The sequence below is a fragment of the Flavobacterium sp. genome, from assembly GCF_013823965.1.
GTDB lineage: Bacteria > Bacteroidota > Bacteroidia > Flavobacteriales > Flavobacteriaceae > Flavobacterium.
The window spans coordinates 94,656-110,137 of record NZ_PNNA01000055.1; the positions used below are offsets into that span (position 1 = coordinate 94,656).

Annotated in this window: 14 protein-coding genes; 10 read left to right on the top strand and 4 right to left on the bottom strand. The window is 37.9% G+C overall.

Annotation, left to right across the window (positions count from 1 at the left end; all coding sequences use genetic code 11):
• Window positions 1–32 precede the first annotated feature (32 nt).
• Entirely contained in the window at window positions 33–1,580 is a 1,548-nt protein-coding gene (locus C0430_RS06440) for an SDR family oxidoreductase (RefSeq protein WP_290866882.1), read from the bottom strand.
• Between the two features lie 99 nt (window positions 1,581–1,679).
• Between C0430_RS06440 and C0430_RS06445 the strand changes: the two genes are divergently transcribed.
• From C0430_RS06445 to C0430_RS06475, 7 genes are all read left to right on the top strand, one after another.
• On the top strand, window positions 1,680–2,459 hold the full coding sequence (locus C0430_RS06445) for a class I SAM-dependent methyltransferase (protein ID WP_290866887.1): 780 nt from the start codon (window positions 1,680–1,682) through the stop codon (window positions 2,457–2,459).
• Between the two features lie 167 nt (window positions 2,460–2,626).
• Window positions 2,627–3,313 carry an ABC transporter ATP-binding protein gene (locus C0430_RS06450; RefSeq protein WP_290866890.1) on the top strand — a complete coding sequence of 229 codons (687 nt, stop codon included), beginning with the start codon at window positions 2,627–2,629 and terminating at the stop codon, window positions 3,311–3,313.
• Window positions 3,314–3,388: 75 nt separating this feature from the next.
• Entirely contained in the window at window positions 3,389–3,958 is a 570-nt protein-coding gene (locus tag C0430_RS06455; RefSeq protein ID WP_290866893.1) for a cob(I)yrinic acid a,c-diamide adenosyltransferase, read from the top strand.
• A 166-nt stretch (window positions 3,959–4,124) separates the two neighbouring features.
• On the top strand, window positions 4,125–4,346 hold the full coding sequence (locus C0430_RS06460) for a DUF2795 domain-containing protein (protein WP_007138072.1): 222 nt from the start codon (window positions 4,125–4,127) through the stop codon (window positions 4,344–4,346).
• An 85-nt stretch (window positions 4,347–4,431) separates the two neighbouring features.
• A complete protein-coding gene (gene secA / locus C0430_RS06465) occupies window positions 4,432–7,773 on the top strand; it encodes a preprotein translocase subunit SecA (protein ID WP_290866895.1) in 3,342 nt (1,113 codons plus the stop codon).
• Between the two features lie 99 nt (window positions 7,774–7,872).
• A complete protein-coding gene (locus C0430_RS06470; protein WP_290866898.1) occupies window positions 7,873–8,400 on the top strand; it encodes a hypothetical protein in 528 nt (175 codons plus the stop codon).
• Between the two features lie 53 nt (window positions 8,401–8,453).
• Complete coding sequence (locus C0430_RS06475) at window positions 8,454–9,761, top strand: DUF389 domain-containing protein (RefSeq protein ID WP_290866901.1); 1,308 nt, start codon at window positions 8,454–8,456, stop codon at window positions 9,759–9,761.
• 264 nt (window positions 9,762–10,025) lie between these two features.
• Here C0430_RS06475 and C0430_RS06480 read toward each other — a convergent pair whose 3' ends face one another.
• Window positions 10,026–11,486 carry an aminoacyl-histidine dipeptidase gene (locus C0430_RS06480; protein ID WP_290866904.1) on the bottom strand — a complete coding sequence of 487 codons (1,461 nt, stop codon included), beginning with the start codon at window positions 11,484–11,486 and terminating at the stop codon, window positions 10,026–10,028.
• A gap of 107 nt (window positions 11,487–11,593) precedes the next feature.
• Between C0430_RS06480 and C0430_RS06485 the strand changes: the two genes are divergently transcribed.
• The 3 genes from C0430_RS06485 (at window position 11,594) to C0430_RS06495 (ending at window position 13,901) form a co-directional block, all read left to right on the top strand.
• The gene (locus C0430_RS06485; protein ID WP_290866905.1) at window positions 11,594–12,655 is read left to right on the top strand and encodes a DUF3810 domain-containing protein; all 1,062 of its coding nucleotides are present in this window, start codon (window positions 11,594–11,596) and stop codon (window positions 12,653–12,655) included.
• Between the two features lie 116 nt (window positions 12,656–12,771).
• On the top strand, window positions 12,772–13,266 hold the full coding sequence (locus C0430_RS06490) for a sigma-70 family RNA polymerase sigma factor (RefSeq protein ID WP_290866908.1): 495 nt from the start codon (window positions 12,772–12,774) through the stop codon (window positions 13,264–13,266).
• Window positions 13,267–13,271: 5 nt separating this feature from the next.
• The gene (locus C0430_RS06495; protein ID WP_290866911.1) at window positions 13,272–13,901 is read left to right on the top strand and encodes a hypothetical protein; all 630 of its coding nucleotides are present in this window, start codon (window positions 13,272–13,274) and stop codon (window positions 13,899–13,901) included.
• A 31-nt stretch (window positions 13,902–13,932) separates the two neighbouring features.
• Here C0430_RS06495 and C0430_RS06500 read toward each other — a convergent pair whose 3' ends face one another.
• The gene (locus C0430_RS06500; RefSeq protein ID WP_290866913.1) at window positions 13,933–14,742 is read right to left on the bottom strand and encodes a lysophospholipid acyltransferase family protein; all 810 of its coding nucleotides are present in this window, start codon (window positions 14,740–14,742) and stop codon (window positions 13,933–13,935) included.
• Between the two features lie 53 nt (window positions 14,743–14,795).
• Window positions 14,796–15,434 carry a CoA pyrophosphatase gene (locus C0430_RS06505; protein WP_290866916.1) on the bottom strand — a complete coding sequence of 213 codons (639 nt, stop codon included), beginning with the start codon at window positions 15,432–15,434 and terminating at the stop codon, window positions 14,796–14,798.
• Window positions 15,435–15,482: the final 48 nt, after the last annotated feature.

The following is a 15,482-nucleotide window of genomic DNA, read 5'->3' on the forward strand; positions in this document are numbered from 1 at the left end:
GTGGTTTTTTTTATTTAATAATTTTTTAGGTTTTACCAAGGAATTGGATTGTAATCTTTCAAGAATTTTCCGCACCAATGTTTCCCTGTGTTGATTCCGTCAAACAATGGATCCAATACCCGGGCGGCACCATCAACAATATCCAATGGCGGCTGAAAATCTTCTTCTTCCTGTTTTCTTTTCGCTAATTCTGCCGGATCTTCATCTGTTACCCAACCCGTATCAACGGCATTCATGAAAATTCCGGCTTTCGCCAAAGTTCCCGAAGCAGTATGTGTCAGCATATTCAGCGCGGCTTTCGCCATATTGGTGTGCGGATGACGGTCTTCTTTAAAAAAACGGTGAAATTTCCCTTCCATCGCCGAAACATTGATGATGTGTTTCTTGCCTGTATTGTCTTTCTTCATCACTTCTGAAAGGCGGTTGCACAACACAAAAGGAGCCACCGAATTGACCAATTGCACTTCGATCATTTCTGTGGTTTCTATTTGACCCAATCGCAATCGCCAACTGTTGGTTTTTCGCAAATCGACTTGCTGCAAATCGGCGTCGAGTTCTCCCTCCGGAAAAACTTCTTTGGCCACGAGTGCATTATCAAAAGAATATGGAATTTGTGATAATTTGGCGGAAGCGCGCAATCCAATTCCGGGTTCAGGACCGTGCCATGTTACCGGCATGTTTTCATTCGACGAAAATCCTGTTGTCAGCACTTTCAATTCATCCAAACAATTAGTGTGATCCAACAATAATTCCTGCGCTTCTTTTGGCAAAGAGGCCATTGGCAATTCTTCATTTTCCATCAAATGCGAATAAAACCCGGCTGGTCGTCGCACGGTTTGCGCTGCATTATTGATTAAAATATCCAAACGCTGGTATTTTTGCTCGATAAAATTACAGAAAATTTCCACACTCGGAATGTGTCGCAAATCCAGTCCGTGAATTTTTAATCGATGTTTCCATTCCATAAAATCATCTTCCTTTGAAAACCGCAATGCCGAATCTGCCGGAAAACGTGTCGTGGCAATAACCGTTGCTCCTCCGCGCAAAAGCATCAAAGCAATATGGTAACCTATTTTTAATCGAGAACCCGTAATCACGGCAATTTGTCCTTTTACATCGGCTGTTTGAAAACGTTTGGCATAATTAAAATCACCACAATCAGTACACATTGTATCGTAAAAATGGTGCATTTTAGTAAACTCAGTTTTACAAACGTAGCAATTCCTGGGTTTCTCCAGTTCGAGTTGTTCTTTGGATTCCAAATCGTGGGAAGCCAACAATTTTGGAGCAACAAACACACTTGCTTCTCGGGCATATCGGATTCCGGTTTCTTTGCGGGCAGTTCTGTCTTTCTTTTCCTGTTTGCGTTTGGCTACTGCTTTTCCGTCTTTTTTTCTACGAGAAAGTTCATCTCGATCCGGACGCGAAAATTGTCCCGCGGCTTTGAGCAACTCGGTTCGTTGTTCTTTCGGAATATCAAATATTTGGTCTGTGTCTGCGTTTAATTGTGCCAAAATAGCGATGCATCGGTCAATTTCTTCCGAAGTTATGGCTTTCTTATTGTGTATTGCTGATGTCATTAGGTTGTAAAAATCAAGGGACAAAGATAGTCATACTCTACTCACTTTAATCTTTAATCTTTAATCTTTGTATCTTCGCATTCCTATTTGCAACTTTTTATGTTATTCCAAATAAAAGCCTATCTAAAATTCCTATGGAAATCCAAAAACGAACACGCAGTGCATTCGCCATTTGTGTTTCATTTGCTTACGAAATGTTTTTATGACAAGAAACCCAAACCGGAATATTCCTTTTTAAAAGAATACAGAAATTCGCTGCTGGAAAATAAAAACACGATTGAAGTAACCGATTTTGGAGCTGGTTCAAAGGTTTTCAAATCGAATACAAGACGAATTGACAAAATTGCCAAAACGGCTGGAATCACTAAAAAACGTGCCGAATTATTGTTCCGAATTACGAATTATTTTCAACCAGAAAGCATTTTAGAAATAGGCACTTCGTTGGGATTGGCCACTTCTGCCTTAGCATTGGGCCATCCAAAAGCAAAAATCACAACATTAGAAGGTTGTCCTGAAACGGCAAAACAAGCTCAATTACAATCACAAAAATTCAATTACAAGAATGTAGAATTAATTGCAACCGAATTTAAAAGTTATTTGGGCAACAGCCAACTGAAAACTGAAAACTTCCAACTCATTTATTTTGACGGCAACCATTCCAAAAAAGCCACTTTGGATTATTTTGAACTTTTACTGCCAACCATTACGAATGAAACACTTTGGATTTTCGACGATATTCATTGGTCAAAAGATATGGAAGAAGCTTGGAAAATTATGAAAAACCATCCAAAAGTGTCTGCAACCATCGATACTTTTCAATGGGGATTGATTTTCTTTAGAAGAGAACAACCGAAGGAACATTTTGTGATTCGGGTCTAATTTAATGACAAAGGTTTTAAAATGACAGAAATGAAGTAGTAATAAAACTAAAAAATGTAACAAATTTAAAAAAATGGTACATATTAATAATCCAAAAGTCTTTTGTACTTTTAAACCAAAACTTTAATGTCAGGCCAAGCCTATCAAAGTGCTAAATTATATATAAAATGTCAAAACCATTAATTAAAATAACCAACATCAAAAGAGATTTTGTCTTGGGAAATGAAATAGTGTATGTTCTAAAAGGTATTGATTTACAAATTAACAAAGGCGAATATGTAGCACTGATGGGACCTTCGGGTTCTGGAAAATCTACGTTGATGAACCTTTTGGGATGTTTGGACACGCCAACTTCAGGTTCATACATTTTGAACGGAAAAGACGTAAGCCAGATGCATGATGATGAATTGGCCGAAATTCGAAACAAAGAAATAGGATTTGTTTTTCAAACTTTCAACCTTTTGCCAAGAACAACAGCTCTCGACAATGTGGCTTTGCCCATGATTTATGCCGGATATTCAAAATCCCAAAGAAGAGAACGGGCGACTGAAGTTTTGCAACAAGTCAACTTGTCCGACAGAATGGACCACCAACCCAACCAACTTTCGGGAGGTCAGCGCCAACGTGTTGCCATAGCCAGGGCATTGGTCAACAAACCATCCATAATCCTTGCCGATGAACCCACCGGAAATTTAGACAGCAAAACATCCGAGGAAATCATGACGCTGTTAGAGGAAATCCACAGTAAAGGCAACACCATAATTGTGGTAACCCACGAAGAAGACATTGCCGCCCACGCAAAGAGAATCATTCGTTTGCGCGACGGAATGATTGAAAGCGACACTTCGAAGTAATTGTAGATTGAAGATTTTAGAGTTCTGATTAATCTAAAATCTGAAATCTAAAATCTAAAATCTAAAATCTTTAAAATGAAAATCTACACCAAAACAGGCGATAAAGGAACCACGGCACTTTTTGGCGGAACACGGGTTCCCAAAGACCACATTCGCATAGAAAGCTACGGCACCGTTGACGAATTGAATTCCCATATCGGACTAATTCGCGACCAAGAAATAAATCCGCATTACAAAAACATACTTATCGAAATTCAGGATCGATTGTTTACCGTTGGCGCCATTCTAGCCACTCCACCCGAAAAAGAAGTGAAGAAAAACGGCGAATTGCGGCTACAAAAATTGGGAATAGTAGAAAGTGACATTGAATTGCTGGAAACTGAAATTGATGCCATGGAAGAAGCGCTTCCGCCAATGACCCATTTTGTTTTGCCGGGCGGCCACACTACCGTGTCATATTGTCATATTGCCCGCTGTGTTTGTCGTCGAGTCGAACGCTTGGCGGTACATTTAGACCATAACGAACCCGTTGCCGAAATCGTAATTATGTACCTAAACCGACTTTCTGACTATCTTTTTGTATTGGCACGAAAGTTGTCAAATGATTTGAACGCCGAGGAAGTAAAATGGATTCCAAGGAAATAAAATTTTAGAGTTTAGATTGCAGATTTTAGATTCACAGGATTGCAAAAATCTAAAATCTACAATCTAAAATTAAAACACGTTCTTAACTTTAATTAAAAATAAATGAATTTTTACTTGTCTTTTTCAGTAAAAAATTTATTTTTGCACAAAACTAAACAGACAAAAGATGTATTGGACATTAGAATTAGCATCCTACCTAAGCGATGCACCGTGGCCTGCTAACAAAGATGAACTTATCGATTACGCTATTAGAGCTGGAGCACCATTAGAAGTAGTGGAAAACTTACAGTCAATAGAGGATGAAGGAGAGATATACGAATCAATGGAAGAAATTTGGCCGGATTATCCTACTGACGAAGATTACCTTTGGAACGAGGATGAATATTAAAAAATATCTGAAGAAAAAAGTCTCAAAAGAGGCTTTTTTTTTGTTTAAATTTACGCACTTTTATAAATAGAAATACAAACATATCATGAGTTTCATAAATAGCATTATCAAAGCCTTTGTAGGTGATAAATCTGAAAAGGATGTCAAGGCTTTACAACCTTATTTAACCAAAATCAAGACTTTCGAAAGTGGTTTGATGGCGATGTCGCACGATGAATTGCGAGCCAGAACCCTCTTTTTTAAAGAAAAAATAAAACAAAATCGCTCCGAGAAAGATGCGAAAATTGCTTCGCTTCAACAAGAAGCAGAAAGCGTTGAAGATATTGACAAACGCGAAGACATTTACTTGGCCATTGATGCCTTGGAAAAAGAAGCTTACGAAATTTCGGAAAAAACCTTGATGGAGATTCTGCCGGAAGCCTTTGCCGTTGTCAAAGAAACCGCCAGACGATTCAAGGAAAACACCCAAATTCAAGTAACCGCAACGGCAAAAGACCGAGAACTCTCGGCCACAAAAACTTACATCACATTGGATGGCGACAACGCCATTTGGTCCAATTCATGGAACGCCGCCGGAAAACAAATCACTTGGGACATGATTCATTATGATGTCCAATTGATAGGTGGAATGGTGTTGCACGAAGGTAAAATTGCCGAAATGCAAACAGGTGAAGGAAAAACATTGGTGGCAACTTTACCGCTTTATTTGAATGCCTTGACCGGAAACGGCGTGCATTTGGTAACCGTAAATGATTACTTGGCCAAACGTGACAGCACCTGGAAAGCTCCATTATTCGAATTTCACGGTTTAACCGTGGATTGTATCGACAATCACCAACCCAATTCCGAAGGCAGAAAGAAAGCGTACGATGCCGACATTACTTACGGAACCAACAACGAATTTGGTTTTGATTATTTGAGAGACAACATGGCGCATTCGCCTGATGACTTAGTGCAACGAAAACACAATTACGCCATTGTCGATGAGGTCGATTCAGTTTTGATTGATGATGCGCGTACGCCATTGATTATTTCTGGTCCCGTGCCACAAGGTGATCGCCACGAATTTACCGAGTTGAAACCAAAAATCGAAAATTTGGTGGCCTTGCAAAGACAATTGGCCAATGGATTCTTGGCAGAAGCCAAAAGATTAATCAAAGAAGGCAACACCAAAGACGGTGGTTTCATATTATTGAGAGCCTATAGAGCTTTGCCAAAGAACAAAGCCTTGATCAAGTTTTTGAGTGAAGAAGGAATCAAACAATTGCTTCAAAAAACCGAAAACCAATACATGGAGAACAACAACAAGGAAATGCCGAAAGTGGATGAAGCCTTGTATTTTGTAATCGAAGAAAAAAACAACCAAGTAGAATTGACCGATCACGGTATCAAACATCTTTCGGGAGATACGGACAGCGACTTTTTTGTGCTTCCAGACATTGGAACCGAAATTGCCGCCATCGAAAAGAAGAACTTGGAAAAAGACAAAGAAGCCGAAGAAAAAGAAAAATTATTCCAGGATTTTGGCGTAAAAAGCGAGCGTATCCACACCTTGACACAACTTTTGAAAGCTTACACTCTTTTCGAAAAAGACGTGGAATACGTAATCATGGACAACAAAATCATGATTGTAGACGAACAAACCGGTCGTATCATGGACGGTCGTCGTTATTCAGACGGTTTGCACCAAGCGATTGAAGCCAAAGAAAACGTAAAAATTGAAGACGCCACCCAAACATTTGCAACGGTAACGCTTCAAAATTATTTCAGAATGTACAGCAAACTAGGCGGTATGACTGGAACCGCCGTTACGGAAGCTGGCGAATTATGGCAAATATATAAATTGGATGTTGTAGAAATTCCTACAAACAAACCAATGATACGAAAAGACAAAGAAGATTTTATCTATAAAACGACTCGTGAAAAATTCAACGCCGTAATTGAGGACGTAACTGAATTATCGAAAGCAGGAAGACCTGTTTTAATTGGTACTACCTCCGTGGAAATTTCGGAATTATTGAGCCGAATGTTGAAAATGCGTGGTGTTGTCCACAACGTCTTGAATGCAAAAATGCACAAACAAGAGGCACAAATCGTGGAAGAAGCAGGAAAACCTGGAGTTGTGACCATTGCCACCAATATGGCGGGTCGTGGAACGGACATTAAATTGTCTGCCGAGGTGAAAGCTGCGGGAGGTTTGGCAATCGTGGGTACAGAACGTCACGATTCGCGTCGTGTGGACCGTCAGTTACGAGGTCGTGCCGGTCGTCAAGGAGATCCTGGAAGTTCCCAGTTTTATGTTTCCCTTGAAGACAACTTGATGCGTTTGTTTGGTTCTGAAAGAGTGGCCAAAGTAATGGACAGAATGGGATTGGAAGAAGGTGAAGTTATCCAACATTCGATGATGACCAAATCTATCGAACGTGCCCAGAAGAAAGTGGAAGAAAACAACTTTGGTGTTCGTAAACGTTTATTGGAATACGATGACGTGATGAATGCCCAACGTGAGGTGGTATACAAACGCCGTCGTCACGCCTTGTTCGGGGAACGTTTGAAACTGGATATTGCCAACATGATGTACGATACTTGCGATTTAATCGTGAGCGACAATAAAGCAACCAACGATTTCAAAAACTTCGAATTCGAATTGATTCGTTATTTCTCCATCACTTCTCCGGTTACCGAAAGTGAATTCAGCAGATTGACGGATATCGAATTGACCGGAAAAGTATACAAAGCAGCTTTGGCGTTTTATACCGAAAAAACAGAACGCAGCGCCAGGGAAGCATTTCCAATCATCAGCAATGTGTATGAGGACAAAAACAACCAATTCGAGCGCATCATCGTTCCTTTTACGGATGGAATCAAATCCTTGAACGTGGTTACCGATTTGAAAAAAGCATATGAGACCAAAGGAAATCAATTGATTGCCGATTTCGAGAAAAACATCACATTGGCCATCGTGGACGAAGCTTGGAAAAAACATTTACGCAAAATGGATGAATTGAAACAATCAGTTCAATTGGCGGTACACGAACAAAAAGATCCTTTGCTTATTTACAAATTTGAAGCTTTCAATTTGTTCAGTTCGATGTTGAATGGCGTAAACAAAGAAGTGATTTCGTTCTTGTTCAAAGGCGATTTGCCACAACAAACGGCTCCTGCAATTCAAGAAGCAAAACAAGTTAAGGTTAAAGAAAATTACAAAACCAGCAAAGACGAAATTGTTTCAAGCGAAAGTGCCAATCAAGAAGCCGGACAAACGCAACAACGTCAGGTTACAGAGACGATTGTTCGTGACCAACCGAAAATTAATCGCAACGATACGGTAACAATCCAAAACGTGGCCAATGGACAAATACAGGAAATGAAATACAAGAAAGCCGAAAGCTTGATAGCCAACGGAACTTGGGTTTTAGTTTCTTAATTAAAACCAAAACCTATTTTAATCCTCAACTATCAAAAATAGTTGAGGATTTTTTTTACATTTGGTTTACCATACTTTTTAATTCCAATAAAAAATCAAATGAAAAGAATAATTGCAATCCTAAGCCTAATTTTAGTTTTAACAACATCGAACTTTTTTGCGCAAACCAACCTCAAAGAATATAAAGTTGGACATGTTGTATCCGTAAGTTTACCCGACTACATGAGCAGAACGGTAGATGTAAATAATTCTTCCATAATTCAATATAAAAGCACCGTAAAAGATGTCTATGGTTTTATCATCGAAGACAATAAAGAGGAATTAGCCTTAGCCGAAATAAATTATTCTTCCATCAATGAATTTTGCGAAGATTTTGCCAAAGACTTTCTAAAAGACGAAAAGAAAAGAACTTTTACATATCCTGAATATCAGAAAAAAGGAGACATCAATTTTGCTGAATATGATGCAACATATTATGACAAAGAGGCTAAAGCTGAAATTTATTATTTAGTTGGGATTGTAGAAACAAAAACTTCCTATTACAAAGTTTTATCGTATACAAGCAAAGAAAATAAAGACAAATTCAAAGCTGATTTTCAAAGCATACTTTACAGTTTGAAAGATTAATTCACCCTCTCAAACAAGTCCAGAATCAACGATTGAAACAAATTTTAAAAATAATGAACAAATTATTCAACAAACTTTTAAACTTCGTTGATCTTCAAAAAGGAGAAGAAGACCAGAAGAAAGTGCTGGAAAATATCGTTAGCAATATTTCGTTTAGAGGATCAAATTTATGGATTTTGGCTTGTGCAATTGTAATCGCTTCCGTAGGCTTGAATGTCAATTCCTCAGCCGTAATTATAGGAGCGATGCTTATTTCTCCTTTGATGGGCCCAATTGTAGGTGCTGGATTTGGATTGGGAATGTATGATTTTGGATTGTTAAAAAAATCTATTAAAAACTTGTCAATAGCAACCATGGTCAGTTTGATGGTTTCTACGCTTTATTTTTACATCAGCCCCTTCAAAGAAGTCCAGTCCGAACTTTTGGCACGTACTTCGCCCAATATTTATGACATATTGATTGCTTTTTTTGGCGGATTAGTAGGCGTAATAGCCGTTACCAGAGTTGAAAAAGGGAATCCCATTCCTGGAGTAGCCATTGCAACTGCCCTAATGCCGCCTTTATGTACAGCAGGTTATGGATTGGCGACAGCCAATTTTGCTTTTTTTGGTGGCGCAATGTACTTGTATACCATCAACTGCGTTTTTATATGCATAGCGACTTTTATCATTGTAAAATTTTTAAAATATCCCATCAAAAAACAAATTGATTTAAAACATCAAAAACAAGTAAAACAAGGAATTACGGCGCTGCTTTTGATCATGATTGTGCCAAGTGTTTATTTTGCCTACGAATTATTGGGCGAAAAAGAATACAAACAAAGAACAGAAGAATTCATCAAAAATGAGTTCACGCAAAAAGATTACGTCCTTATTTACAAGAAAATTAATTACAACAGCATTCCCAAGAAAATAGAATTGGCCTTTTTATCCAAAAGATTTGATTCATTGGAAATGAAGGTTTTGAATGAAAAAATGAAAAACTATCAGCTATCCAATACGGAATTAGTCATAAAACAAGACAGCATTGATTTGAAAAATGACATCTTGAACTCTTTGAACAATTACAAAAAAACCGGAGACGACAAAGATATCATAATCCGCAGCTTTCAAAACAAAATAGCTGATTACCAATTAAACAATGCCAAAACCATAAGAGAAGCCGAGATTTTATTTCCGGAAATCAATGCCATTTCAATAGCACAATATACGATGACAGACAAAGCTAAAAACAATAAAACCATACCTGTCATACTGTACAAAAGCCATAAAGAGCTACCTACAGCATCAAAAGAAAAACTAATGATTTGGCTAGAGCAAAGACTTGAAACAGATTCAATTGAAATTTATAGAAAACAATAAGAGACCAAGAGTAATTAGAACAATTGAAAAATAATCTTTATATTTACTTGTTGAAAATTTGAAAAAATAACCTTTAAAAATACATACAATGGCAAAAAGTCAAGACGCAAAAAAAAACGTAAAAAAAGAGCCTCTTAAAACTGCCAAGGAAAAGGCAGCCGAAAAAAGAGAAAAGAAAAACAACCCAAAAAGAGATTAATTCCCTTAAGCAACAAACCCTCGTTTAATGATAAACGAGGGTTTGTTTTTTATGGCATTTGCAACTTATTTCACAGGAATATTTTCTAAAATTTCCAATACAAATTTCCAGAATTTCTGGGAAGATTGTATCGAAGCTCTTTCGTCCGGTGAGTGTGCTCCTTGAATCGTTGGGCCAAAAGAAATCATGTCCATCTCCGGATAATTGGTTCCCAGAATTCCACATTCCAAACCGGCGTGACAAGCCACCACTTTTGGTTTTTCATTGTTTTGTTTCTCGTAAATTCTAACCAATAAATCCAAAATTTCGGATTTCACGTTGGGTGCCCAACCTGGATAAGAGCCAGACAAATTCACTTCGCAACCGCTTAATTCAAAAGCGGAACGCAAAGCGTTGGCCAAATCAAATTTGGAAGTTTCGACAGATGAACGCGTCAAACATCCAATGGTAATTTCGCCATCCTTGATGATTACTCGCGCCACATTATTGGAAGTTTCCACTAAATCTTCCATATCGGCAGACATCCTGTAAACACCGTTGTGTGCGGCATAAATCGAACGGATAATTCCTTCTTGCACGCCCAAATCCATTACTTTTTCAGGCAAATCGCATTTTTCGATTTCGATGGTCAAGTTCGGTTCGGTGGTCTTGAATTCCGTTTTGATGTCGTTGATGATTTCCTGCATGTCAAAGATATAAGCTTCGTCATACATTCCGGCAACAATCACTTTGGCCACACTTTCTCTCGGAATGGCATTGCGCAAACTACCACCGTTGATTTCAGAAACTTGAAGACCAAAATTTTCGAAAGCCTCAAACAACAAACGGTTCATTATTTTATTGGCATTGCCCAAACCTTTGTGAATGTCCATCCCGGAATGTCCTCCATTCAAGCCTTTAACAGTGATGGTATAACCTACAGAATCTTCTGGAGTTTCCTCTTCGTGATAACTTCTGGTTGCCGTAACATCAATTCCTCCGGCGCAACCAATGTCGATTTCGTCATCTTCTTCGGTATCCAAATTCAAAAGAATTTCGCCTTTCAGAATCCCTCCTTTTAGGTTCAAAGCACCCGTCATTCCGGTTTCTTCGTCAATGGTAAACAAAGCTTCAATGGCGGGATGCTTGATGGTTTTACTTTCTAAAATGGCCATAATCATGGCAACTCCAAGTCCGTTGTCGGCACCAAGTGTTGTTCCGCGAGCACGAACCCAGTCACCGTCGACATACATTTCTATTCCTTGGGTATCGAAATCAAAAACAGTATCGGCATTTTTTTGATGCACCATGTCCAAGTGGCCTTGAAGGACAATTGGCTTACGGTTTTCCATTCCTGCGGTAGCGGGTTTGCGGATTATCACGTTTCGGATTTCGTCTTCAAAGGTTTCCAATCCTAGTGAATTACCAAAGTTTTTCATAAACTCGATCACGCGATCTTCTTTTTTGGACGGACGCGGAACGGCGTTCAAATCGGCAAATTTGTTCCAAAGTGCTTTGGGTTCCAGATTTCTTATTTCTTGGCTCATTGTGTGTTTATTTTTTAATTATAGTTTAAAATTTGAAAGTTCAAAGTTAGAATAATGTATTTTAAAAGTCATTTATTTTATGCTAATTTTACACAAATTCATTTTCAATGCAACGTAAATACATCCTTCCCCTATTTCTCCTCTTTCAAATTCTATTGCTGAAAATAATTGCCTTTTTTCCGGAATTTGTGGAACGATTTTACAGCAACGGATTGTATGTTTTCATTTCTAAAATTTCACGAATCACTTTGGGCAAACTTCCGTTTTCAATGGGAGATATTATTTATGGAATCGTGATTTTATACCTGCTCAAATCCATTTGGAAAACCAGAAAAACCTGGAAAACAGCCTGGAAAAACAATGTTTTACAAATTTTAAGCGTGCTTTCCATTGTATATTTTTTATTTCATTTTTTATGGGCAATGAATTATTACCGCCAACCTTTATTCGAAAAAATGAAAATCGAAAGGGATTACACTGATGCCGATTTATTGGCTTTCACCAAAAAACTGATTGCCAAAACCAACGAAATCCAAACTCAAATCACCAAAAATGACAGCGCGAAAGTGGTTTTCCCCTACTCGAACGAAAAAGTTTTTGAAATGAATTTGAATGGTTATGAAAAACTCTCCAACCAATACCCTTTCTTTGAATACGCGAATCCCAGCATCAAGAAATCGCTATTTAGTTTGCCGCTGACGTATATGGGTTTTGGTGGCTATTTGAATCCGTTTACCAATGAAGCCCAAGTCAATTATTTGATGCCGATGTACAATTCCCCGACAACTTCGTGCCACGAAATGGCGCACCAAATGGGTTTTGCCAGCGAAAGTGAATGCAATTTCATTGGGTTTCTGGCATCGATTAAAAACGAGAATTTATACTTTCAATATTCAGGATACAGTTTTGCCCTGCGCTATTGTTTGGGCAATTGGCACGCTCGTGACGAAAAAGTCTTTGACGAATTAGTAAAAACCGTTCATCCCGGAATTTTGAAAAATTATCAGGAAAGCGAAGATTTCTGGAGGCAATATGACACTTTCATAGACAAAGGTTTCCATCTTTTCTACGACAATTTCCTGAAAATGAACCAACAAAAGGACGGAATGGAAGGCTACAGCAAATTCGTGAATTTGATGGTGAATTATTACAAAGGAAAGAAACTCTAAAAAAACAAAAGTGTTGAACAGCCAGACAAAAGTTTATTGAAAACCAAAAAATTGCTCCTCCCAATTAAAAACACTTTATTTGTAACAAAATATACTTTTTGCCCACTAATACAACCATGAGCGACGATTTAGAACAATCATTTGTGCAGCAATTGAAGGCTAACCAGAATATAATCCACAAGATTTGTAGGTTGTATACGAATGGCGAGGATGCGCACAAGGATTTGTTTCAGGAAATCACGATCCAGTTGTGGAAGGCTTTTCCGAAGTTTAGAGGCGACAGCAAGTTTTCGACTTGGGCGTATCGCGTGGCGTTGAACACGGCGATTACTTTGTACCGAAAAAATACGCGAACGGTAAAAACTGTCGACTATGAACAACAGCAGTTTTTTATTAGCCAAGAGGATTATAATTATGAGGAAGAAGAACGATTGAAGCTAATGTACCAGGCGGTTTATCAGCTGAACGACATTGAAAAAGCCTTGATTTTCATGTATCTTGAAGACAAGGATTATGGGGAAATATCAGAAACTTTGGGGATTAGCGAAGTGAATGCAAGGGTAAAAATGAATAGAATTAAAGGGAAATTAAAAAAAATATTAAATCCTTAATGATTATGAAAGAGCTGGATTTATTAAAAAAAGATTGGCAGAAAAACAACACTTTCGAACAGGTTTCGGAAGTGGACATTTACAAGATGTTGCACACTAAATCGTCTTCGATCGTGAAGTGGATATTTATTATTAGCGTTCTGGAAATTTTGTTATGGACATCGATTAGCGTATTTTTTAATACTGACGACTATTTGAAAAACACAAAATGCGAAGAGCTAAATGTTTATTTTGAAGCCTTGACCGTTTTAAATTATGCGGTAATATTAGTTTTCATTTATTTATTTTATAAAAATTATGTTTCCATTTCGACCACTGTGTCCACAAAGCAGTTGATGAAAGACATTCTCAAAACTCGAAAAACGGTGCAATGTTATGTTTGGTACAACCTTGGAATGGTTGCATTAAGTTTAATGATTGGTTTTTTTATGGCTTTTAATTACAATCCAGAAGTGGCCGTGTTAATGGAAAAAATTGGCAACAACACCAAGGTTCTGGTCATCACAATAGGTATTTTCGTTTTGATTATAGCCGCTTTTCTGGGAATATTTTGGCTGTTTTACAGGCTGCTATACGGAATATTGCTCCGAAGATTGTATGCGAATTACAGTGAGCTAAAGAAAATAGATTTATAAAAAAAGAGGCTTTTGAAGCCTCTTTTTTTTATTAGTATTCCCATTTTCTTAATTTGTTCAGTTCCTCCGCGGCTTTAATTTCTTCGGCAGGAATTACTTTAAGGAATGATGGATGTTGCTCTATGGCAAATTCCACTTTTTCAACAATTTCTTCGATGGTGTCATTTTCATAATCAATTTCCAAGGGCGGTTTGATGATGAAAGATTGCAAAATGTCCTTCTTTTTCATTCGCAATCCCTTTTTGTCAAAGGAACGACGGAAGCCGTCAATCACGATGGGAACCACAACAGGCTTGTATTGTTTGATGATGTGCGCGGTTCCTTTTCGAACCGGTTTGAATGATTTTGTTGTTCCTTGCGGAAAAGTGATTACCCAACCATCTTTTAGGGCTATTTTTATATTTTCGGTGTCATTGGGGTTTACATCTCGTTTTTCGGTGACATCTTTGCCACAAGAACGCCAAGTTCTCTCCACGGTAATGGCTCCTGCATAAGCCATAATTCTGGGCAACAATCCAGCCTTCATCGTTTCTTTGGCAGCAACATAATAGATGTTCATTTTGGGTTGCCAAATGTATCCAATATTTTTTATGGAATCTTGACGGCCGCTCAAACTGGCATTAAAAACATGAAACATGGCCACAACGTCGGCAAAATAAGTTTGATGATTCGATATAAAAAGTACGTTTGTGTCTGGCAAAGTTTTAATGATTTCAGAACCTTCTATTTGCAAACTATTAAAACCTCTATATCGTCTATGCGTCAAACACGCAAAAACGCGGATTAAAAACTTTTTGACAAAAAGAATGTGTCCAAATGGATTTCTCTTAATTAATCCCATAAATAATACTATTTTGTGTTTATTTGGACGACAAACTTACGAAAACTTATAAATTAAAAAACTTTTTTCAATACTTCTTTCAACTCGCTCAACATCATGGCAGTAGCGCCCCAAACGATGTGTTCCTCTATTTTGAATGCAGGAACCTCAATATTATCGGCATAAGAAGTTGAAATAGTCACGCTTACAATGATGTCGTCACCCAAAAAAACAGATAACGGCAATTCAATAATATCGGCCACTTCATTGCTGTCAGGCACAAAGACAATTTCTTCTTTGCAAATTCCCAAAAAAGGATAGACCATAAAATTACTGGGTTGGATGTACAAACGAGTAAAAGCCTTCTTGATTTCAATGCTATCCGGATGAATTCCAATTTCTTCATATGTTTCCCGCAAAGCCGTATTCTCAAATATTTGATCTCTTGGCTCGTATTTTCCACCGGGAAAAGCGATTTGGGCAGAATGGACGCCTTGGTAGGAATTGCGAACTATAAGCACTAAATGTGTTTTTCCGTTTTTGGGATAAAACAACATCATTACGGCAGCAGTCTTTGGATTTTTGGTTTCTAGATTCAAGTTTTTCAAACTCTCGATTCGTTCCAATGGCGCCATTTTAAAATGCGCTTCAGAGGCAGGAAGAGCCACATCCATTAATTTTGGAACATATTCTAAAAAGTCTTGAAAATTCATAATCAAAGTCTATTTTTGTAATCCAAAAAGGTTAGGTAAATATACCAT

Excerpts from the sequence above, each read along its gene's own strand:
- C0430_RS06440 (WP_290866882.1), bottom strand. The coding sequence starts at position 1,580 with ATGACATCAGCAATACACAATAAGAAAGCCATAACTTCGGAAGAAATT.
- C0430_RS06445 (WP_290866887.1), top strand. The coding sequence starts at position 1,680 with ATGTTATTCCAAATAAAAGCCTATCTAAAATTCCTATGGAAATCCAAA.
- C0430_RS06450 (WP_290866890.1), top strand. The coding sequence starts at position 2,627 with ATGTCAAAACCATTAATTAAAATAACCAACATCAAAAGAGATTTTGTC.
- C0430_RS06455 (WP_290866893.1), top strand. The coding sequence starts at position 3,389 with ATGAAAATCTACACCAAAACAGGCGATAAAGGAACCACGGCACTTTTT.
- C0430_RS06460 (WP_007138072.1), top strand. The coding sequence starts at position 4,125 with ATGTATTGGACATTAGAATTAGCATCCTACCTAAGCGATGCACCGTGG.
- secA (WP_290866895.1), top strand. The coding sequence starts at position 4,432 with ATGAGTTTCATAAATAGCATTATCAAAGCCTTTGTAGGTGATAAATCT.
- C0430_RS06470 (WP_290866898.1), top strand. The coding sequence starts at position 7,873 with ATGAAAAGAATAATTGCAATCCTAAGCCTAATTTTAGTTTTAACAACA.
- C0430_RS06475 (WP_290866901.1), top strand. The coding sequence starts at position 8,454 with ATGAACAAATTATTCAACAAACTTTTAAACTTCGTTGATCTTCAAAAA.
- C0430_RS06480 (WP_290866904.1), bottom strand. The coding sequence starts at position 11,486 with ATGAGCCAAGAAATAAGAAATCTGGAACCCAAAGCACTTTGGAACAAA.
- C0430_RS06485 (WP_290866905.1), top strand. The coding sequence starts at position 11,594 with ATGCAACGTAAATACATCCTTCCCCTATTTCTCCTCTTTCAAATTCTA.
- C0430_RS06490 (WP_290866908.1), top strand. The coding sequence starts at position 12,772 with ATGAGCGACGATTTAGAACAATCATTTGTGCAGCAATTGAAGGCTAAC.
- C0430_RS06495 (WP_290866911.1), top strand. The coding sequence starts at position 13,272 with ATGAAAGAGCTGGATTTATTAAAAAAAGATTGGCAGAAAAACAACACT.
- C0430_RS06500 (WP_290866913.1), bottom strand. The coding sequence starts at position 14,742 with ATGGGATTAATTAAGAGAAATCCATTTGGACACATTCTTTTTGTCAAA.
- C0430_RS06505 (WP_290866916.1), bottom strand. The coding sequence starts at position 15,434 with ATGAATTTTCAAGACTTTTTAGAATATGTTCCAAAATTAATGGATGTG.